This window comes from Mesobacillus maritimus, assembly GCF_019749255.1.
GTDB classification, from domain to species: domain Bacteria; phylum Bacillota; class Bacilli; order Bacillales; family Cytobacillaceae; genus Mesobacillus_B; species Mesobacillus_B maritimus_A.
This window is the reverse complement of record NZ_JACWFH010000005.1, coordinates 101832-120324: the sequence shown is the minus strand read 5'-3', so window position 1 is coordinate 120324 and position 18493 is coordinate 101832. Positions and strand designations below refer to the sequence as shown.

General features: G+C 39.0%; 19 protein-coding genes. 14 read left to right on the top strand and 5 right to left on the bottom strand.

Features of this window, described 5'->3' with window-relative positions:
- The first annotated feature begins 57 nt into the window (after positions 1 to 57).
- From H0185_RS02140 to H0185_RS02090, 11 genes are all read left to right on the top strand, one after another.
- On the top strand, positions 58 to 1947 hold the full coding sequence (locus H0185_RS02140) for a sigma 54-interacting transcriptional regulator (protein ID WP_221870734.1): 1890 nt from the start codon (positions 58 to 60) through the stop codon (positions 1945 to 1947).
- Between the two features lie 12 nt (positions 1948 to 1959).
- The gene (locus tag H0185_RS02135) at positions 1960 to 3396 is read left to right on the top strand and encodes an FAD-binding oxidoreductase (protein WP_221870732.1); all 1437 of its coding nucleotides are present in this window, start codon (positions 1960 to 1962) and stop codon (positions 3394 to 3396) included.
- Between the two features lie 21 nt (positions 3397 to 3417).
- On the top strand, positions 3418 to 4785 hold the full coding sequence (locus H0185_RS02130; RefSeq protein ID WP_221870730.1) for a (Fe-S)-binding protein: 1368 nt from the start codon (positions 3418 to 3420) through the stop codon (positions 4783 to 4785).
- Between the two features lie 352 nt (positions 4786 to 5137).
- On the top strand, positions 5138 to 5779 hold the full coding sequence (locus tag H0185_RS02125) for a GntR family transcriptional regulator (protein ID WP_221870728.1): 642 nt from the start codon (positions 5138 to 5140) through the stop codon (positions 5777 to 5779).
- 197 nt (positions 5780 to 5976) lie between these two features.
- Positions 5977 to 7188, top strand: coding sequence for a CaiB/BaiF CoA transferase family protein (locus tag H0185_RS02120; RefSeq protein ID WP_221870726.1), 1212 nt, complete (start codon positions 5977 to 5979; stop codon positions 7186 to 7188).
- Between the two features lie 20 nt (positions 7189 to 7208).
- Positions 7209 to 8003, top strand: coding sequence for an enoyl-CoA hydratase/isomerase family protein (locus H0185_RS02115; protein ID WP_343223064.1), 795 nt, complete (start codon positions 7209 to 7211; stop codon positions 8001 to 8003).
- 304 nt (positions 8004 to 8307) lie between these two features.
- Positions 8308 to 9303: a tripartite tricarboxylate transporter substrate binding protein gene (locus tag H0185_RS02110; protein ID WP_221870724.1), complete on the top strand. Its 996-nt coding sequence runs from the start codon at positions 8308 to 8310 to the stop codon at positions 9301 to 9303.
- A 64-nt stretch (positions 9304 to 9367) separates the two neighbouring features.
- Positions 9368 to 9874 (top strand): tripartite tricarboxylate transporter TctB family protein, encoded by a 507-nt coding sequence (locus H0185_RS02105; protein WP_221870722.1) that lies wholly within the window; start codon positions 9368 to 9370, stop codon positions 9872 to 9874.
- Between the two features lie 35 nt (positions 9875 to 9909).
- Positions 9910 to 11421 carry a tripartite tricarboxylate transporter permease gene (locus tag H0185_RS02100; protein ID WP_221870720.1) on the top strand — a complete coding sequence of 504 codons (1512 nt, stop codon included), beginning with the start codon at positions 9910 to 9912 and terminating at the stop codon, positions 11419 to 11421.
- A 23-nt stretch (positions 11422 to 11444) separates the two neighbouring features.
- Positions 11445 to 11969, top strand: a complete 525-nt coding sequence (locus H0185_RS02095) for a gamma carbonic anhydrase family protein (protein WP_221870718.1) — start codon at positions 11445 to 11447, stop codon at positions 11967 to 11969.
- Positions 11970 to 12138: 169 nt separating this feature from the next.
- The gene (locus H0185_RS02090) at positions 12139 to 12957 is read left to right on the top strand and encodes an ABC transporter ATP-binding protein (protein WP_221870716.1); all 819 of its coding nucleotides are present in this window, start codon (positions 12139 to 12141) and stop codon (positions 12955 to 12957) included.
- Between the two features lie 75 nt (positions 12958 to 13032).
- Here the strand turns inward: H0185_RS02090 and H0185_RS02085 are convergent, their stop codons facing one another.
- Entirely contained in the window at positions 13033 to 13830 is a 798-nt protein-coding gene (locus tag H0185_RS02085; protein ID WP_221870714.1) for a TIGR00266 family protein, read from the bottom strand.
- Between the two features lie 178 nt (positions 13831 to 14008).
- Between H0185_RS02085 and H0185_RS02080 the strand changes: the two genes are divergently transcribed.
- A complete protein-coding gene (locus tag H0185_RS02080) occupies positions 14009 to 14629 on the top strand; it encodes a LysE/ArgO family amino acid transporter (RefSeq protein WP_221870712.1) in 621 nt (206 codons plus the stop codon).
- A 78-nt stretch (positions 14630 to 14707) separates the two neighbouring features.
- Here the strand turns inward: H0185_RS02080 and H0185_RS02075 are convergent, their stop codons facing one another.
- The 3 genes from H0185_RS02075 to H0185_RS02065 all read right to left on the bottom strand — a co-directional run bounded on the left by H0185_RS02075 (position 14708) and on the right by H0185_RS02065 (position 16190).
- The gene (locus tag H0185_RS02075) at positions 14708 to 15028 is read right to left on the bottom strand and encodes a hypothetical protein (protein WP_343223063.1); all 321 of its coding nucleotides are present in this window, start codon (positions 15026 to 15028) and stop codon (positions 14708 to 14710) included.
- Positions 15029 to 15121: 93 nt separating this feature from the next.
- Entirely contained in the window at positions 15122 to 15754 is a 633-nt protein-coding gene (locus H0185_RS02070) for a LysE family transporter (protein ID WP_221870822.1), read from the bottom strand.
- Between the two features lie 211 nt (positions 15755 to 15965).
- The gene (locus H0185_RS02065; protein WP_221870710.1) at positions 15966 to 16190 is read right to left on the bottom strand and encodes a hypothetical protein; all 225 of its coding nucleotides are present in this window, start codon (positions 16188 to 16190) and stop codon (positions 15966 to 15968) included.
- 428 nt (positions 16191 to 16618) lie between these two features.
- Here H0185_RS02065 and H0185_RS02060 point away from each other — a divergent pair, with 428 nt between their 5' ends.
- The gene (locus tag H0185_RS02060; protein WP_221870831.1) at positions 16619 to 16987 is read left to right on the top strand and encodes a hypothetical protein; all 369 of its coding nucleotides are present in this window, start codon (positions 16619 to 16621) and stop codon (positions 16985 to 16987) included.
- A gap of 546 nt (positions 16988 to 17533) precedes the next feature.
- Positions 17534 to 17734 (top strand): cold-shock protein CspD, encoded by a 201-nt coding sequence (cspD, locus tag H0185_RS02055; protein WP_221870707.1) that lies wholly within the window; start codon positions 17534 to 17536, stop codon positions 17732 to 17734.
- A 79-nt stretch (positions 17735 to 17813) separates the two neighbouring features.
- Here the strand turns inward: cspD and H0185_RS02050 are convergent, their stop codons facing one another.
- Positions 17814 to 18401, bottom strand: coding sequence for a CotG/ExsB N-terminal domain-containing protein (locus H0185_RS02050; RefSeq protein ID WP_221870706.1), 588 nt, complete (start codon positions 18399 to 18401; stop codon positions 17814 to 17816).
- Positions 18402 to 18493 lie beyond the last annotated feature (92 nt).

The window sequence follows — 18493 nt, the reverse complement described above, 5'->3', positions numbered from 1 at the left end:
TCAATTAGAATAGAATTAAGGTTTGTCTTAAATAAGGAAAATTAGAGGTGTGGGAGTATGTCGAAAATTGCTATTCTATCTCCAATTGATGAAATCATCCCTGTTGCAAAAGAAGCATGTAGGAAAATGGGGGAAAATCTCCTCGTACAAAAAGTGAATTTTGATGAAGCGGTTGCAACTGCAAAGATGCTTGAAAAGAGTGGTACCGAGGTTCTCATTAGCCGAGGGACCTTAGGATTAAAAATTATTGAATCCAAATTAGATATACCTGTCGTTCAAATCCCCATAACCGGCTATGATTTATTGCGCACTATTGTCGAAGCCCAGAAATTAGGAGAGAAAATTGGAATTGCTGATGCTGCGGAAATTCTTCAAGGGGTCGAGGCGATTGAATCGGCACTGGGAATCACGATTGAAAAATATGCAATCCAAACGGTGGATGAGGTTGAAGAAGCTGTTCATCATTTGCTAGCAAGAAACATAAATGTTTTGATCGGGAAAAGCGTTTTTATTAAGAACGTGCCTAATCCAAATGTAAAGACAGTGGTGCTTAGGTCCGGAGTAGAATCGATTATTCAAGCGATTCAAGAGGCGAAAAGTTTGCTTGAGGTTCGCCGTACTGAAGAGCAACGGACGAAACAGCTCCAAGCAATTCTCGATTTTATAGCAGATGGGGTTATTGCTGTTGATGAGAAAGGGATTATTACCGTCTGCAATCCTTCTGCGCGTAGGATTCTAAATATTCTGTATGATAGGGTGATTGGTAAACGGATTGATGACATTCTCCTCAACTCGAGGATGGGGAAGGTTATCAGTACTGGAAAAGAGGAACTAAATCGTATTCAAGATGAAAATGGCGTGAAGATCATTACGAATCGAATCCCGATTCTTCATGAGAACAAGGTGTTTGGAGCGGTTTGTACCTTTCAAGAGTTACAGAAACTCCAACAACAAGAACAAGAAATTCGGAAGAAATTACTTCATCGTGGCCATGTAACGAAGTATGATCTCGATAATATTGTTGGAAAAAGCCGTTCCTACCAAAATGCGATAGAAAAGGTGAAAAAGTATTCACAAGTAGATTCTACCGTTTTGTTGACTGGAGAAACAGGGGTTGGAAAAGAAGTTTTTGCCCACTTAATTCATAGCTTAAGCAAGCGTGCTGACGGTCCTTTTGTTGCAGTAAACTGCGCAGCCATTCCGAAAAATTTATTAGAAAGTGAATTGTTTGGCTATGTAGATGGTGCGTTTACAGGTGCACGAAAGGGCGGGAAAACAGGTCTTTTTGAATTAGCTCATCAAGGGACTATTTTTCTCGATGAAATCGGAGAATTAGCCGAATCTGTTCAGGCACAGCTATTGAGGGTTCTTCAAGAAGGAGAGGTTATGCGAATTGGAGATGAAAGGGTTATTCCTATTAATATCCGAGTAATTGCCGCCTCTAACCGGGACTTTGAGGATATGGTCGAAGAAGGGAAATTTCGGGCTGACCTTTATTATCGCTTAAATATTTTAGATATCTTGATTCCATCATTGCGACAAAGAAGAGAAGACCTCCCACTTTTATGTAGCCATTTTATCAAAGAATTACAACAGAATATTCAAAAAAACATTATCGGCTTTGATGGTGAAGCGATGGAAGTACTCCAAAGCTATCATTGGCCAGGAAATATTCGTCAATTACGGAATATTGTTGAAAGGTCAATGATTCTTTCACATGGAGAGGTCATTGATAAAGATACGGTCCTACAGGCTGGCGGTAAAGACTTTCAACAATTAACAACAAAGCGGAAAGAACAGACCAATGAAGAGAATGGGAAGCTTCAAGAATATGAACGCGAGTATATTCTTGATGTCCTAAATCAGGTGAACGGGAATAAGACGGAAGCAGCGAAAATATTAGGGATTGGTCGAACTACTTTATGGAGGAAAATTAATAATCAATAAAGGAGAATATTTATGACGGAGACTATGGCACGACCTCCTTTAGATAAAAAAATCATCTCTAAGCTAGAGGAGATTTTTGGTGAGGAACGTGTATTAACTAGGAACACAGATATGATTACGTATTCTTATGATGCTTCATTTGAAACACAACTGAACCCTAGAAAACCAGAGGTGGCAGTCATTGCTCTATCAACTGAAGAAGTAAGCCAGTGTGTGAAGTTAGCAAATGAGCATAACGTTCCTATTTATCCAAGAGGGGCTGCCACTGGTCAAACAGGTGGTGCAGTTTCAACTAAGGGTGGAATTGTAATTGATCTTTCTAAAATGAATCGAATTTTAGATATCGATCATCGTAATATGCAGGTCATTATTGAGCCAGGAGTCGTACAAAATGATTTGAATGAGGCGTTGAAGCCCTATGGATTGCGCTTCCCACCAGATCCAGGAAGTGCAAATATGTGTACGGTTGGTGGAATGGTTTCAAATAACTCAAGTGGGTTAAGAGCGGTAAAATATGGCGTAACAAGGCATTATGTCCTTGGAATGGAAGTGGTTCTTCCAACGGGTGATATCATCGTAACCGGGGGAGCAAAATCAAAAGCATTAAAATCTGTTTCAGGTTATGATTTAGCTCATTTAATGATTGGTTCTGAAGGTACATTGGGGATTGTGACACGTCTGCGCTTGAAACTGTTACCACTTCCGGTAACAAGAGGCATTATTCTTTGTTCTTTTAAGCAATTGGAGGATGCTGGAGCAGCTGTAAATGCAGTGTTTTCTTCCGGATTACAGCCATCTGCGATTGAAATCATGGATTTTAATTGTACAAAAGCTGTCAATATGATGAAACCAGAACTAAATTTACCGGTTGATAATGAAGCAATCCTTGTATTCGAAGTGGATGGGGCCAAGGAGGAAGTAACGTCGCAAGTAGCCCGTTTAAAAAAGGTTGTTGAAACCTATGCGAGTTACATTAAATTTAGTGATGAACCAGAAGAATGTGAAAAGCTGTGGCAGGCAAGGAAGCTTGTCGGTGCTGCAGTAGGTTTGTTAAAGCCAGGAGGCTTCCGTGTATACGGGGGTGAAGATATTTGTGTTCCGATTTCCAGACTTCCAGAAACCTTGCGTGAAATTCATAATATCGCTGATCGTTATGGGATTGTCTGTGGGATTTATGGGCATGTAGGAGATGGAAATCTGCATACCGGTCCAGTTGTGAATAGCAATAACGAAGTCGAAATGGAAAACGTTCAAAAAATGATTGATGATATCCACGATCTTGCCATTAAAATGGAGGGCACTACCACGGCAGAACATGGAGTAGGCATCGTTCGCGCGAAGTATATGGATGTGGAGCATGGTCCGGCGATGGACATTATGCGCGCTATCAAAAGAACCCTTGATCCGAACAATATATTAAATCCTGGGAAAATGGCACTCCCTAACTAGATAGAAAGCGAGGTGAAAAACTTGAAAGTACTAACGCCTGAAGAGTCAATGTATACTTGCGTACGTTGTGGTGCTTGTCGCGGCGTATGTCCAACCTTGAACATTACGGGACGTGAAGCTGATGGTCCAAGAGGCAGAGTATTATTGGCACGTAGTGTACTGGAAGGAGAAATTCCTGTAAACCAAGAAATTAAGGAGCAATTGGACCGTTGTCTTCTTTGTTCTGCATGTGTAGATGCCTGTCCAATGGATGTCCAGGTTCCAGATATTGTGATGGTCGCAAAAGAACAAATCGCCGCAGCCACGGAAATGAATTCATTCCATGAGCGGAGCGTGAAAATTGATACAAGTCAGAACGATATTAAGAGAACAGCAAAACCGGTACGCAATGTAAAAGACTTTTTCTTTGATAAGGTATTAGGAGATCAAAAGAATCTTAATAAAGTAGGGAATTTGTTATGGATGTATCAAAAAAGTGGTCTTCAAAAGGTAACAAGAGCGGTTGGCATTATGAAGTTTTTCCCTGAGCAAATGCAACAAATGGAAAGGATAATGCCAGAGATTTTACCACCTTCGAAGCGAAAACATCACCCTGAATTTACACCAAGAGCAAACGATACAAAGGAAACGCGAGGACGAGTCGCATTTTTCCAAGGCTGCATTATGGACGTAATGTTTCGAGAGACAAATGATAATTCAATAAAACTGTTATCTAAAGCAGGTTTTGATGTCGTCACTCCCCAAACACAGGTGTGCTGTGGAGCCTTGCACCATCATAGTGGGAAAACAGACAAGGCGATTGAATTGGCAAAGGCAAATATTGCTGCATTTGAGAATGCAAATGTTGATTACATTATTACCAATGCTGGGGGTTGTGGAGCAGCCTTAGTTGAATACGAAGAATTTTTCCGTGATAATCCATCTTGGCTAGCGCGAGCTAAAAAGTTTTCCGAAAAGATTCGTGACATCAGTGAAATTGTTGTGGAAAAAGGGGAGCTACCAGAATTGGCTGGGCGTGGAGAGCGGGTCACCTATCAACCTTCTTGCCATTTGCAGTATGTGATGAAGGTTAAGGATGCTCCTGCAAAACTAGTAAAAAAGGTTCCTAATGCTGAATATGTAGACCTACCAGAGAAAAAGTATTGCTGCGGATCAGCAGGGATTTATAACATGTTACAGCCTGAGTTAGCGAATGAAATCTTGGATAAAAAAATGGAGAAAGTAAAAGAAACTGACTCAGCTGTACTAATTACCGCTAATCCCGGCTGCTTTCTACAAATGAAGTTAGGCGTTCATCGAGAAGGAATGGATAGTGTCATAGAAACAAAACATGTAGTTGATTATTTAGTAGAATCAATTGAAAGAGCAGAAGCAAAGACACCATCTTGAATCTGTGTTGATATCAAATAAACGTGCCCAAGGAGGAATCCTTGGGTTATTTCTATTAGTTTGGGTTGTGTTAAAGCACATCGCGCTATCTGACACGTTGGATGGAGCGGAATGTACGAAGACTTCTATGGGAGTATGGGACAGGGGAGACCCATAGGCACGGTCGCTGCCCAAACTTACCAGACCGCCCTCGTTCCGCTCGTGCCTGGAGCGGAAATCCATAGTCAAGGTAAACAAAACTATATTAATTAAAAAGTTTGACAATTAGACTAAAGGAATCTATGATTTTATTGTATACTGTATACATATACTAGAAAAATTTTATTAGTTTAGAGAGAAGCGAGGGATTGAATTGGGTTTAACTATTCCTGAACCTTTATATCAACAAGCATATAAGGAATTAAAGAAACTTATTATAACTGGGAAACTTCAACCAGGTGAAAAAGTAATTATGTCAAAGCTGGCTGACCAGTATAAGATTAGTAGAACACCGCTGAGGGAAGCTTTACGCCAGCTTCAATCAGAAGGGTTAATCATCCAAGAGCATTCAACGATGAGAATTGTTGAAATCAATAAAAATGATTTTCTTCATCTCTATCAAACCCGAATTGTATTAGAAAAAGAAGTGATTAAATCCGTTGTCACCTTAATTCCTGAAGAAGACTTTCCTAAATTAGAAGCTGTGCTGAATGAGTCGAGAATAGCAATACAAGAGGGAGACCCATTCAAAATCCTCGAACTAAATACCCAATTTCACGAATTACTTATGTATTATTGTCCAAATCCAAGAATGATTCAATTATTAAATTATGTGCGCTCATTATTGTTAATTTATCGCGCGAATATTAATAAAAAAGCAAAGAATAACCTCGAGATCTACGAGGAGCATAAAGAGATACTAGAAGCCCTGAAGGCAAGGGATATAGAAAAATCAATCCAAAAAGTCGAAACTCATATGCATAATGATCAAAAAAGAGGTCTAGAAGATTTATAGAGAGAGCAAACATTTCCTTGTGAGATGTTTGCTTTTTTTTTGTACCAGAACAATAAATTTAATTTTTAGAAAATTCAATTGACTTTCAAAAATATGCCCATTACAATGAAGTTGTATCCTGTATACAGTATACATATATAGGTGAAGCAATGAAGGATAAAAATATAAAATGAGAAAGAAAGAAGGAGGTTTTTTTATTGGGTCCTCTAAGAGGAGCAAAAATATTGGATGCATCTCAAATCATGGCAGGTCCATATTGTACGATGGTTCTTGCAGATTTGGGAGCTGAGGTGACAAAAATTGAAAAAATCCAAGGTGGAGATGATTCCCGTCAGATGGGGCCATTTGTCAATGGAGAATCAACTTGTTTTTACCAAATCAATCGTAATAAGAAAAGTATTGCCCTGGACCTAAAATCGGAAGAAGGAAAAGAAGTTTTTTATGAGTTGATAAAAGAAGCGGATGTCTTTGTTGAAAACTATCGACCAGGGGTAACGAAATCCTTAGGAATTGATTATGAAAGGGTAAAAGAACTAAATAGTGGGATTATCTATTGTTCTATCTCTGGTTATGGTCAAACTGGACCATACTCTCACAAAGGTGGTTTTGACCTCGTTGCCCAAGGCTTGACAGGACTAATGAGTATGACGGGGGAGCCAGGGGGGCGCCCTTTGAAGTCGGGAATTGCCGTTTATGATATTGGTGCAGGAATCACTGCCGTTTATACGATTTTGGCTGCCTATATCCATAAATTGAAAACTGGAAAAGGCCAAATGGTTGATATTTCATTAGCTGAAACAGGTTTACCATGGTTCACATGGGAAGCGGCAGCGTATTTTTCCAATCAAACAATCCCGCAACCTACAGGTCATCGACACCGTGTTTCCGCACCATATCAAGCAATTAAAGCGAAGGATTCTTATATGATGATTGGGTGTGCAAACCAGCGTACTTGGGAGAAGCTATGTAATCATGTGCTCGGAAAGCCTGAATGGGTGAAAGATGAGCGATATTTATCCAATTCCCTACGTCATGACCATGTTGAAGAATTAGAGCGTGAAATTGAGGAAATTACCATGCAGAAAGATACTTCTTACTGGATTGAGAAATGCGAACAGGCAGGGGTTCCCGCTGGCCCAATCAATAACTTTGGGGAAGCGCTAAATAATGAACATTATCTAGCAAGGGACATGATTAAAGAGTTAGAACACCCTGTTATCGGGAGAATGAAGGTAATTGGTTCCCCTACAAAATTTTCAGAAACAGAAGTGGAGATACACACTCCGGCACCGCTCCTTGGACAACACAGTGAAACCGTGCTTCAAGGGTTAGGGTACTCTTCAGAACAAATCCAAAGGCTAATCGAACAAGGGGTAGTAAAACAATACTCGCAAACCGTTCAAAAATAAAATGTGGGAGGCTGGACCTCGTGAGTAAAACGGATCAAAAGAAAGTATATTTGCAGGTGGAAAATGGTGTTGGGACCATCTACATTAACCGTCCAGAAAAAAGAAATGCATTGACCTATGATATGTGGATAGACCTAGCTCAATTAGTAGACCAATGTAATGATAATAAGGATGTAAAGGTTATGGTTTTTCGTAGTACAACCGAAGTTGCATTTTCGGCAGGTGCGGATATTGGTGAGTTTAAAACAGTCCGTTACACAGCAGAGGGTGCAGAAAAATACAACGATGCAACCATGATTCTCGAAGAAAAAATTGCGAAAAGTGCTAAACCAAGTATCGCCATGATTTCTGGATTTTGTGTAGGTGGGGGATGTGAAATATCTGTTGCTTGTGATTTTCGTTTCTCAGACGAATCTGGTCGTTTTGGAATCACTCCGGCAAAATTAGGGTTAATTTACAATACACCAGGTACAAAAAATCTCGTCGATTTAGTTGGGCCATCAAACGCAAAGGATATCTTATTTACAGGGAGAATCATCGATGCTGAAGAAGCGCTTCAAATGGGGCTGATTAATCGAATCATAGAAAAATCAGAACTAGTAAAACAAACATACGAATTTGCCCACCTTATCTGTAGAAATGCGCAAATGTCTGTTAGAGGTTCTAAAACCATTATAAATCGGGTTCTTAATGGCGATGTATCAGATTCTGAAGAGATAGCTGAACTTGTTTTAGAATCGTTTGTTTCAGAAGATTATCGTGAAGGGGTTAATGCATTTCTCGATAAAAGAAAGCCAAACTTTAAATTTTCATAGTTTCAAAAGATAGGTTGTTTCTTTTTGAAACAAGCATCAGAATGTTGTCTGATTCACATTGGAACAAAAATAATAACGATCTCGTGTATGTATCCATAATTGAAGGTTTTTACGGTTGGCACAATAATTGCATACTTAATAATTAGAAAATTATCAAAATTTAAAAAAGAGATCCTTGTGGAGGTGACCTAAACGATTTTAATAGGTGAAAATGACACCGCTTTCTCTAATTGTAAAAAGAGTAATCTCTGGTAATCGTGAAAGGAAACGTAAGTGAAGAGATTAATAAAAATGGGGGTAAATTATGAGGATAAAAAGGTTATCATTTCTAATTTTTCTACTTGCATTTGCTATGTTGCTAACGGCGTGTAACTCAAACGAGACGGGTTCTTCTTCTGAAGGGGAAGGCGGAAAGGATAGTAATTATCCTGAGAGACAAATTGAAGTAGTCGTTGGTTTTGGAGCAGGTGGAGGTAGTGACAATTTCGCCCGTGCCGTTACAAAGGAATTGCAGGATATTCTTGGTGTAAATATAAATGTTGTCAATATGCCAGGTGCTGCTGGGATTCCTTCTGCTGATTATGTAGCAAGAAAGCCGGCGGATGGATATACGATTTGGTCTATGACTTCCAATCATCCAGTTAATATTGCATCTGGAGCAGAACCAAACGATATGAGCGTATTTAAGTCAATTGGCCGCGTACAAAATGATACGATGACACTTCAAGTAAAGAGTGATGGCAAATTTAAAGATATCGATGACCTTATTGCCCAAGCGAAGGAAAAACCAGGCGAAATCTCAGTCGGTGGAACGGGTGCAAAAGGATTTGATGAGCTTGTACTGGCTCAGTTTGAGGCGGCAACCGGAACAGATTTTAACTATGTGTCTTTTGATGGATCTGGAGAAATGACAGCAGCATTACTCGGTGGTCATATTGATGTGATTGCAGAGGAGCCAGGACCATCAGTGGCCCAATTACAAGAAGGTTCTATTAAGATGTTGATTGCCTTCACGGATACCAAGATGGAAGGCTTTGAAGATGTTCCCATTTCAACGGACCTAGGTATTGATGTAACTGATGGACAAGGTCGAGGATTTATGGTTCATAAGGATACACCACCTGAAATTGTAGAAGCTTTAGAAAAAGCTTTGGAAGAAGCGAAGGATCGTCCTGATTATAAAGAATATGAAAAAGCAAGCTACCTACACCTTCGTGATGGCTGGTTAGGTTCTGAGGAGTACGATGCGGAACTAGAAAAATTAATAGAAACGTATAAAAAGATTTTAGAAGCAAACTAAGCAATGTAAGTGGAAAGGCAGGTCTTCCTGCCTTTCTATATTCCATTAGGAGTGGAGGAAAGACATGTTACTAGAACGATATATATCTATTGTCATGATAGCCTTTTCGCTGTTTTTTCTGGTGATGTCCTTTCAAATCGAAAATCGAGCGGGCGATTTAATTGCACCAGGTTCATGGCCAGCTGGGTTAATGATTATCATGCTGGTATTGTCAATTGTATTATTCATAAAAACTTTTTCAAAAAAGGGGAATCAGGTAAAAACAGCAAACGAAGAGGCTGAAGATTTAGCAAACGAAGAGGAAAAATTAGTATACCCTAAAAAGTTTTTCTATTTATTAGGTGCACTGATTGGATACACCCTTTTGTTGGAATATATAGGGTTCATTATTGATACTGTGGTCTTTATTTTTGTTTTGTCCCTTATCTTTGGGATTAAGAATTGGACACGCGGTCTTCTAACTGGGTTGTTCGCTACTGCTGGTGCGGTTGTTCTTTTTCCAATATTACTCAATACACCCTTTCCAAGAGGAGTAGGTATTTTTAGTACATTTAGTTTACTGTTCTATTAATCATTTTTACTACTAATTAAAACGAGGTGAACTCAATGATTGATGGTCTGTTAGGAGGACTAGGGAATTTACTCGACCCGTTCAATCTTCTGATTTTAATAGCAGGAATTCTCTTGGGCTTTATCGGCGGAGGGATTCCTGGAATTAGCGGTACAATGCTGGTCATCATTCTTCTGCCTGTCAGTTATGCAATGGACCCAACCGCTGCTTTCCTGCTATTAACATCCATATATGCCACTTCTGTATTCTCTGGAAGTATAAGCGCGATTCTTTTCCGTACACCTGGAACACCTGAGGCGGTGGCGACTGTTTTTGATGGCTACCCAATGGCACAAAAAGGCGAAGGTGGCAAAGCGCTAGGTGTCTCTATCTTTAGTTCAGCTACAGGTGGGGTAATAGGAACAATCGTCTTAATCTTCTTAACACCTTTATTGGCAACATTTGCTTTAAGCTTTGCTGCACCAGAATACTTTGCCCTAGCGTTAATGGGCTTAACAGTGGTTGCTTCTTTAAGTGCAGGAAATCTAGTTAAAGGATTTATTGGGGTTGCATTTGGTTTATTTATTGCAACTATTGGCCTTGATTCCATGACAGGGACTCCCCGCTTCACATTCGGGTCTGGTCAATTAATGTCTGGAATTGACTTTATTCCAGTATTGATTGGTTTATTTGCTATATCAGAAGTTCTTCGCCAAGTTCAAAAAAGACCAAGGCAAACTTCGAAGCAGAAGGTTAGGACAGAGCTTCCTAGTTGGGGGTTGATGAAGAGAATTTCGAATGTAATTGGAAGATCCTCCCTATTGGGGATTTTCATTGGGATATTGCCTGGAATCGGTGCAACAACCGCAGCAATGTTAAGCTACAGTGAAGCAGCACGTTGGTCAAAAAAGCCTGAAGAATTCGGAACAGGGATTCCAGAAGGTGTTGCCGCTCCAGAATCGGCGAATAACGCCGCTGCAATGGGAGCTATGGTCCCTTTGCTCTCTTTAGGGATCCCAGGGAGTGCTACGACAGCCATTTTACTGGGAGCATTTATTCTTCATGGAATTCAGCCAGGTCCACTAATGTTTCAAACACAAGGCTCTTTAGTTTACACCATCTTAATTGGACTATTATTTGCCAATTTGTTGATCTTATTAATCGCAAAGCCGTTTATCTCCGTATTCTCTAAAATATTACGAGTTCCTTACTCCGTTATTGGACCGCTAATTGTTCTATTTTGTATCATTGGAACCTTTGCTGTTAGAAATTCGATATTTGATGTTGGGGTCATGTTATTATTCGGCGTAATCGGCTATTTCCTAGAAAATGCAAAATTCCCACTTGCTCCAATTGTTTTGGGCGTTGTTCTTGGACCAATTGCTGAGGACCAATTTAGAAGAGCGATGCAAATGTTTAACAATGATTTTACTATCTTCTTTACTAGACCAATTAGCTTGGTTTTATTGATACTCGCATTAATTAGTGTTGTTTACCCATTATTTAAAAAATGGATCAATCACCGAAAAGCGAAACTTAGAGGCGATAAAAATACAATCGCATCGTAACACGATTTAGGGAGGTACTTATTATGATGTATGAATTAGACGGAATGAGGCCGAATGTGGATGAATCCGTATACTTAGCTCCAGGGACCTATTTAATTGGAGATATTACTTTAAAGGAGGATGTATCCATTTGGTTTAATGCTGTTCTACGTGCGGAAAATGATTCAATTACAATTGAAAGCGGGAGCAATGTACAAGAAGGAACAACCATCCATGTGGATGAGGGCTTTCCAGTGCATATTGGAAAAAATGTAACCATAGGTCATAACTGTATTATTCACGGCTGTACCATTGAGGAAGGTGCGCTCATTGGAATGGGGGCAATTATCCTTAATGGAGCACATATTAAAAAAGGTGCAGTTGTTGCTGCAGGTGCTGTCGTCGGTGAAAATAAGGTCATTGAGGAAGGAATGTTGGCAGCAGGAGTACCAGCCAAACCATTAAAACAGATAAATGATCGCTTAAAACAAAGGATTCTTGAAGGAGCTAACCACTATCAAAGAAATGGAAGAAGATTTAGAGATGCCGGAATTGTTGCAAAAGAATAGGTTTCAATTTTATTTACCTGGCTTTAAAAGTGATTAATAGGGATGGTGGTCTATTGTGCTGAAAATATGTTTTTTGGCCAAACCACCGTCTTTTACTTTTTCTCCTTCTTTATGTTAGAATATACTGAAAATACATACTATTTTGTTGGCCTGATGGGGGGAATTACAAATGAGTAACACTAGTAAGGGCGATGTCATCTCGCTTCAAAACATTGTCTGGCATCGAAATGGCAAAGATATTTTAAGAAACGTTTCATGGAATGTGCAGAGTGGGGAACACTGGGCGTTGCTCGGGTTAAACGGCTCCGGCAAAACGTCTATATTAAAGATGATTACTGGATATCAATGGCCAAATGGTGGAGAAATTTCAGTATTAGGGAATCTTTTTGGAAAAACAAATATACCTGAATTGAGAAAATCCATTGGTTGGGTGAGTTCTTCATTAGATGACCAATATCAATCCCGTCCAAGTGATACGACACTGGAAGTGGTACTAAGTGGAAAATTTGCCTCAATTGGATTATATGAAGACATTACGGAACAGGATATAGAAAAAGCCACAGAGTTCCTTCAACGATTTAGAATTAGGCATCTAGCAAATCAATTAATCTCTTCTTTATCCCAAGGTGAAAGGAGAAAAGCGATGATTGCACGTGCCTTAATGTCCTCTCCAAAGCTCTTAATATTGGATGAGCCTTGTAACGGGCTTGATATTTATTCAAAGGAAGAACTACTCTCAACCATTGAAGAGATGCTTGCAACTCCTGGTGGACCGACTCTTTTATATGTGACCCACCATATCGAAGAAATTGTTCCTTCGATTACCAATGCTTTGTTGATTAGGTCTGGTGAGGTTGTCGCTAGTGGGAAAAAATCATCAACGTTAAACGAATCTTTATTAGAACAAACATTCAGAGTCCCCATCTCCTTGGTATGGGAAAACGAGCGTCCGTGGATTCGAATTAAATCCTACGCGGAAAAGAGATAAGTGCAAAAAAAGCCTCCAAAAATCGTTTTTGGAGGCTTTTTAAATGAGCTCTCAAATAGGCAGTTTCACTTAGTCCTAATTCCTATCCCCGCCTAGAAGGTCGAATAATCCGCCGATTCCTCCTTCTCCTTTTGAGGATCCTCCTGCATGAGGCGCAGCGGCAAATACTCTACTTGCAAGTCTACTGAATGGGAGTGATTGGATCCAAACAGTTCCTGGACCACGAAGTGTAGCAAAGAAAAGACCCTCACCACCAAATAAAGCGGTTTTGACCCCACGAACCATTTCGATGTTATAGTCTACATTTTGAGTCATCGCAACTAAGCACCCCGTATCAATACGAAGCACTTCACCTGGCTCAAGTGTTCGCTTATAGAGTGTTCCTCCAGCATGCACAAAAGCCATTCCATCGCCTTCTAGTTTCTGCATAATGAATCCTTCTCCGCCAAAGAAGCCTGCGCCTATTTTACGCTGAAATTCTATCCCAACCGTAACGCCCTTTGCTGCAGCTAAAAATGCGTCCTTTTGACAAATGACCTTGCCTCCAAACTCACTTAAGTCTAAGGGAATAATTTTCCCTGGATAAGGGGAGGCAAAGGAAACTCGCTTTTTCCCACTACGTTCATTCGTAAATGTGGTCATAAACAGGCTTTCACCTGTCAGAACACGTTTTCCAGCGCCTAATAGTTTTCCCATTATACCGCCCTGATTATTGGATGAACCATCTCCAAATACTGTTTCCATGGCAATTCCGTCATCCATCATCATTAAGCTTCCTGCTTCAGCAATGACTGTTTCACCAGGGTCAAGCTCTACCTGAACAAACTGCATATCATCTCCAAATAATTCATAATCAATTTCATGGTTATTCATCTCATCATCCCCATTTTATTTAATCTACTTCCTATAATCTGTACGAGATAGACTGGAAAAAGTTTCATTATTATTCTCGACATTTTACTTGGTAGAAATGAATTGTCTGTTGCATTGGTTTATATTAAATTTGAGTAGAAGATATTCCATACAATGAACAAGGAAGGTGGATGTGATCATGATTGGAGCACTTGTCCACGGAATACTGTTAGCTTTTGGACTTATCCTTCCACTTGGCGCACAAAATATTTTTGTTTTAAATCAAGGATCTTCACAACCATCTTTCAAAAAGGTGATACCGGTCATCATAACGGCTTCATTTTGTGATACGTTGCTCATTTTATTAGCCGTAATGGGGGTTTCCATTATGGTACTTGCCATCCCTGTTTTCCAAACAATCTTATTCTTAATTGGATTCCTATTTTTGCTGTATATGGGTTGGGTTGTTTGGAATAGTAAACCTGCTTCAATAACCGGAGACAACGTGGCTTTATCACCGAAAAAGCAGATATTATTTGCTATCTCGGTGTCACTTCTAAATCCCCATGCAATTCTTGACACAATCGGTGTAATTGGTACGAACTCCCTCTATTATTCTGGGAGTGCAAAAGTGGTATTTACTACAGCCTGTATCGTAGTGTCATGGTTGTGGTTTCTTGGACTTGCAATTATAGGTCGTGTGATTGGGGGATTAGACCCAAATGGTCGTTTATTAGTATTCATCAATAAAGTATCAGGCATATTGATTTGGGGCGTGGCACTATATATCGGGGTACAAATAGGGAGTGTATTCAAATAAAAAGGGGCTGCCTGTTTCTTTATAGGCGCCCCTTGTCGAACATTTCTATCCCATAGTCAAATGTGACCAAAAAGTACTCTACCCTTTAGTAGTGGTTGTCCGATAGATTTGTGTATGCATGCTTCCTTGGATAATATTTTTCAGGAAGAAGTCACCAATGAGTTTTAGATAATCCTCGTCATCAAACATTTTTTTATCCTGAAGTTCCATCTCAGCTAGTCCATCATAAGTCGACAACAGAGCATATGTATGATCCTGTCCAGATATGGGGGATAAAATCTCTACTTTTTGTTCGAAATGCTCATTTCTAAACTTTTGTATTTCCTTTAAATTTTCCATTGCGTCTTGAAATTTATCTTGTTTTATTTCAAATGTCTGATAAACAAAAACGGTCATCATTAGCACCCCTATATATAATTAACCTACTACATATCAATAGAATGGTCCTAGATGGGTGCCTTTATTCCACAATTTAAAACAAAATTCGATCGGTTATTGAAAAAGTGCCTGAATTCCTTGAAAGCCAAAGTATAGCCCGAAGCCAACTAATGAAATGCCGGACAGGACGGATACGAAAATAAGGCTCTTGTAATTTAAATAATTTCGGAGGCCAGAGGTTAAAGCAGCTACAAGTATATCCCAAATCGCTAACCCTAGAAAGATCATACTACTATATACCAATAAGTGACCGGTCCCATATGAGGAAGCTGTTTTGGCAAGGATCGAACCATAAATTCCTAACCAGAACAAAATGGACAATGGGCTTGTGATAGACATAATAAAACCGGTTAGAAAGCATCTTAAGAGGGAATCTTTTTGTCTTCGATTATCAAAAGAAAATTTATTTGCCCCTAAGATACTCTCAACTCCAGAGTAAATGAGCACAAATCCTCCAAAAAGCCATAGGAAAATTTGAATGATGGGGATGTCCAAAAAGTTAACAAGACCGAAATAAATCATGATCATGAATATCCCATCTGCTATCATTGAGCCTGTTCCAACAATCCATGCATGCCAAAAGCCATTTTTAATTCCTTTGTCCAATCGAGCAGAGTTCACTGGGCCGATTGGAGCAGCTAATGTTATACCCAAAAAGATATAACTAATTAGTAAATGAACGCTAATATTCAAGGTACCCACTCCCAAAGCTCGTTATAAGTTTTTACATTTTATGAACAAGCATGGGAATTTAAAACTTCTTGTCCTAATAAAAATGCCTCCACTAAAATTCAAGGGGAGACAAAGGAAAAATATTTATTCATCCCATTTGATACTTCAAGGATGTTCCTAAATTTTTTATCTTCTATGCCATTTTCATTCATCAGGATCTTTTAAATCATCCACTCTTAACATTTGTTTGGTTGGTTGTTTGCTTGTCAGTTCTAATCTCCTCAAAACTAGTTGGGAATAAAAACAGCATTAGGAATACACTAATCATACTTAAAAGGCAAAGTGAAATGTAAAGGTGTTTATTATTGGTTTTCTTTAAATAAGCGGCTATCGCCATCTTTAAAAAAACAATAAATAAAATTAGGAAAATAAGAATTAGAATTTCTGTCATCCTTATCCCTCCTAAAAATATTGAGGTACTTTTCGAACAAAAATCCAGTGGTGCGTTTTGTGGTTTATAGGTAATCCCCTGTTTATGGGAATTTACGAAGAAGTTTACGTACTTTTATATAAGATATGAAAATTTTAATATTATAACACAAAATACATCAAATTATCCAAACATTTAGAGTGAGAAATTTGTTTTTTTATTCTCAGAACTTTTTCACTATATTTTTTTATTTTCCCAACAGTACATTCTTAGAGCAACCTCCCGTGCAAAACGGTTAAATCATCCACTTTTAATCAACTAGAGAGTTTAATCTGAAAATTGTGCTTCAAAATAATAACCCATTTTAACTGTTGGATAGATATTCGCCTTAACAGCCTGTACAAGGACTACATAGTATACAGTACAAAGCCGAAAGGAGGGAAATTCAAATGGGATATTATAATGATGATGTCGCTGGACTATTCACTAGTGACGACAAAAGAGGAAGAGGAAATGTAGCAGGTGCTCAAACTGGACGCCGTCGCAAGAGAGATACTGGAGATGTAGCAGGTGCTCAAACTGGACGCCGCCGCAAGAGAGACACTGGGGATGTCGCAGGTACTTTTGACAGAGGACACAACAGAAACGATGATGCCGTGCTAGGAACGTTTGACAATTTCAGAGTTCCAGTGAAGGCTTATGTTAACAGTGAAGACATTTGCCGTGCAGTTCGTCGTTGTTTAATCAATGATCTTGTAGCTGGGATCAGAGATGAAGACGATGATAACAGAAAGAAAAAACATCGTAGAAGAAGATAAGCATAGGACACCCTAATAACCTTTTGGAAACCCTTAGAGTCATTTGGCTTTAGGGGTTTCGTCATTCTGATTAAAGGGGATCTTGGTGAACTTCGCACTTCACTAACCAACAAATTGGCACTTCGCCGCATTAGCAAATAAGAAGGTGGACTTGTAAAATAAGAAAATAATATTTTTTTCAAAATCCATAGTTCTTATCGATATCGTCTTTTTAAAATGTAGGTAAATTCGTGAAATTACTGTAATAAAATCTTACTCTGCAATAAAAATCCGAGGAGCGTTTTATCATTCTTGTCCAGCCCTTTTGATACATAGTGTACATTTTAAGGGTGTTGAAAGGTAATTTTGTAAGGGTTTTCATATTGACATATTTTTAAAACGATGGTAAATTTAAGGAGCCGATTGCACGAGTTAGATAACGCAATTAGCTTGTTCGAAAGATGTATGGTTTGAATAAGTTGAGTATGAACTGCAATACTAAACGTTGTGAATGGGCAAAATCAACGCGGCTATTGATAGATAGCCAATCTAGGAGGATTTTTTTTTATGAAAAACGGTAAAGTTAAATGGTTTAACGCTGAAAAAGGTTTCGGATTCATCGAAACTGAAGATGGCAATGACGTATTTGTTCATTTCTCTGCTATTCAATCTGAAGGCTTCAAATCTTTAGATGAAGGTCAAGAAGTTTCCTTCGAAGTAGTTGAAGGTGCTCGTGGACCTCAAGCTTCTAATGTTGTTAAACTATAATATTATTCAACTATAAAAATTCTAAGCCCAGCCAATTTGGTTGGGCTTTTATTAATTCATAAAAGTACTCTAAGTTCCGTTACTTCAGCTTTAGTTTTAATGCCCACATATTCCCATTTTCCCAGTAGGCACTGTGATAGTGGAGCTGATCCTGTTGTACCTCGTTCATTCTAGTTTCTCTTTTGTGATTGTTTAGCGTACGCCAGTGTTCAGGATGTCTTAATCTGTTGTTCTTATTATGATGAGTTCTTTCCGTGGTGCTGCCTCCCTGTAACGCTGTCGTTCTAAGTTTATATTTTCCAGCTCTAATTCCTCTGACAATTTCTTGCACTTCTTCACAAGGATCGCAGGTCGTCATATCGTCTTCTATTCTAGGAGACTCACTTCTTTCACTTGAACTACTTGTCATTATCTGGTCTGCGTGAGAATCCTTATGGTGTGTTTTTGGATGACTTGAACCAAACATAATCACATCAAAGATGCTCTTCTTAGTGTTTTCATTTCTTTCTTGTTGCCCTGTAAAATTTCTGTGAAATTCCCTCTCAGTTTTTTTATCCGTATCAATCCGTTTCTCATGGGGGTGTTGCATCAAAAAGTCATCAAGCCCCCTTGTCTCAGCTATTTCAACAGCTTTTTCAATATCATGACTTGAATATGAACGTGTCAAAACCAAACCTCCCTCATATTTATTTCTTGTTCTATTAATAAAATACTGCAAGAACCTAAAAAGGTGGTGGGCTAGTGCGTATTTTTAATAAA

What these genes read in the sequence shown, in the direction of transcription:
- H0185_RS02140 (WP_221870734.1), top strand. Translation starts at nt 58, where the DNA reads ATGTCGAAAATTGCTATTCTATCTCCAATTGATGAAATCATCCCTGTT.
- H0185_RS02135 (WP_221870732.1), top strand. Translation starts at nt 1,960, where the DNA reads ATGACGGAGACTATGGCACGACCTCCTTTAGATAAAAAAATCATCTCT.
- H0185_RS02110 (WP_221870724.1), top strand. Translation starts at nt 8,308, where the DNA reads ATGAGGATAAAAAGGTTATCATTTCTAATTTTTCTACTTGCATTTGCT.
- H0185_RS02105 (WP_221870722.1), top strand. Translation starts at nt 9,368, where the DNA reads ATGTTACTAGAACGATATATATCTATTGTCATGATAGCCTTTTCGCTG.
- H0185_RS02100 (WP_221870720.1), top strand. Translation starts at nt 9,910, where the DNA reads ATGATTGATGGTCTGTTAGGAGGACTAGGGAATTTACTCGACCCGTTC.
- H0185_RS02095 (WP_221870718.1), top strand. Translation starts at nt 11,445, where the DNA reads ATGATGTATGAATTAGACGGAATGAGGCCGAATGTGGATGAATCCGTA.
- H0185_RS02090 (WP_221870716.1), top strand. Translation starts at nt 12,139, where the DNA reads ATGAGTAACACTAGTAAGGGCGATGTCATCTCGCTTCAAAACATTGTC.
- H0185_RS02085 (WP_221870714.1), bottom strand. Translation starts at nt 13,830, where the DNA reads ATGAATAACCATGAAATTGATTATGAATTATTTGGAGATGATATGCAG.
- H0185_RS02080 (WP_221870712.1), top strand. Translation starts at nt 14,009, where the DNA reads ATGATTGGAGCACTTGTCCACGGAATACTGTTAGCTTTTGGACTTATC.
- H0185_RS02075 (WP_343223063.1), bottom strand. Translation starts at nt 15,028, where the DNA reads ATGATGACCGTTTTTGTTTATCAGACATTTGAAATAAAACAAGATAAA.
- H0185_RS02065 (WP_221870710.1), bottom strand. Translation starts at nt 16,190, where the DNA reads ATGACAGAAATTCTAATTCTTATTTTCCTAATTTTATTTATTGTTTTT.
- H0185_RS02060 (WP_221870831.1), top strand. Translation starts at nt 16,619, where the DNA reads ATGGGATATTATAATGATGATGTCGCTGGACTATTCACTAGTGACGAC.
- cspD (WP_221870707.1), top strand. Translation starts at nt 17,534, where the DNA reads ATGAAAAACGGTAAAGTTAAATGGTTTAACGCTGAAAAAGGTTTCGGA.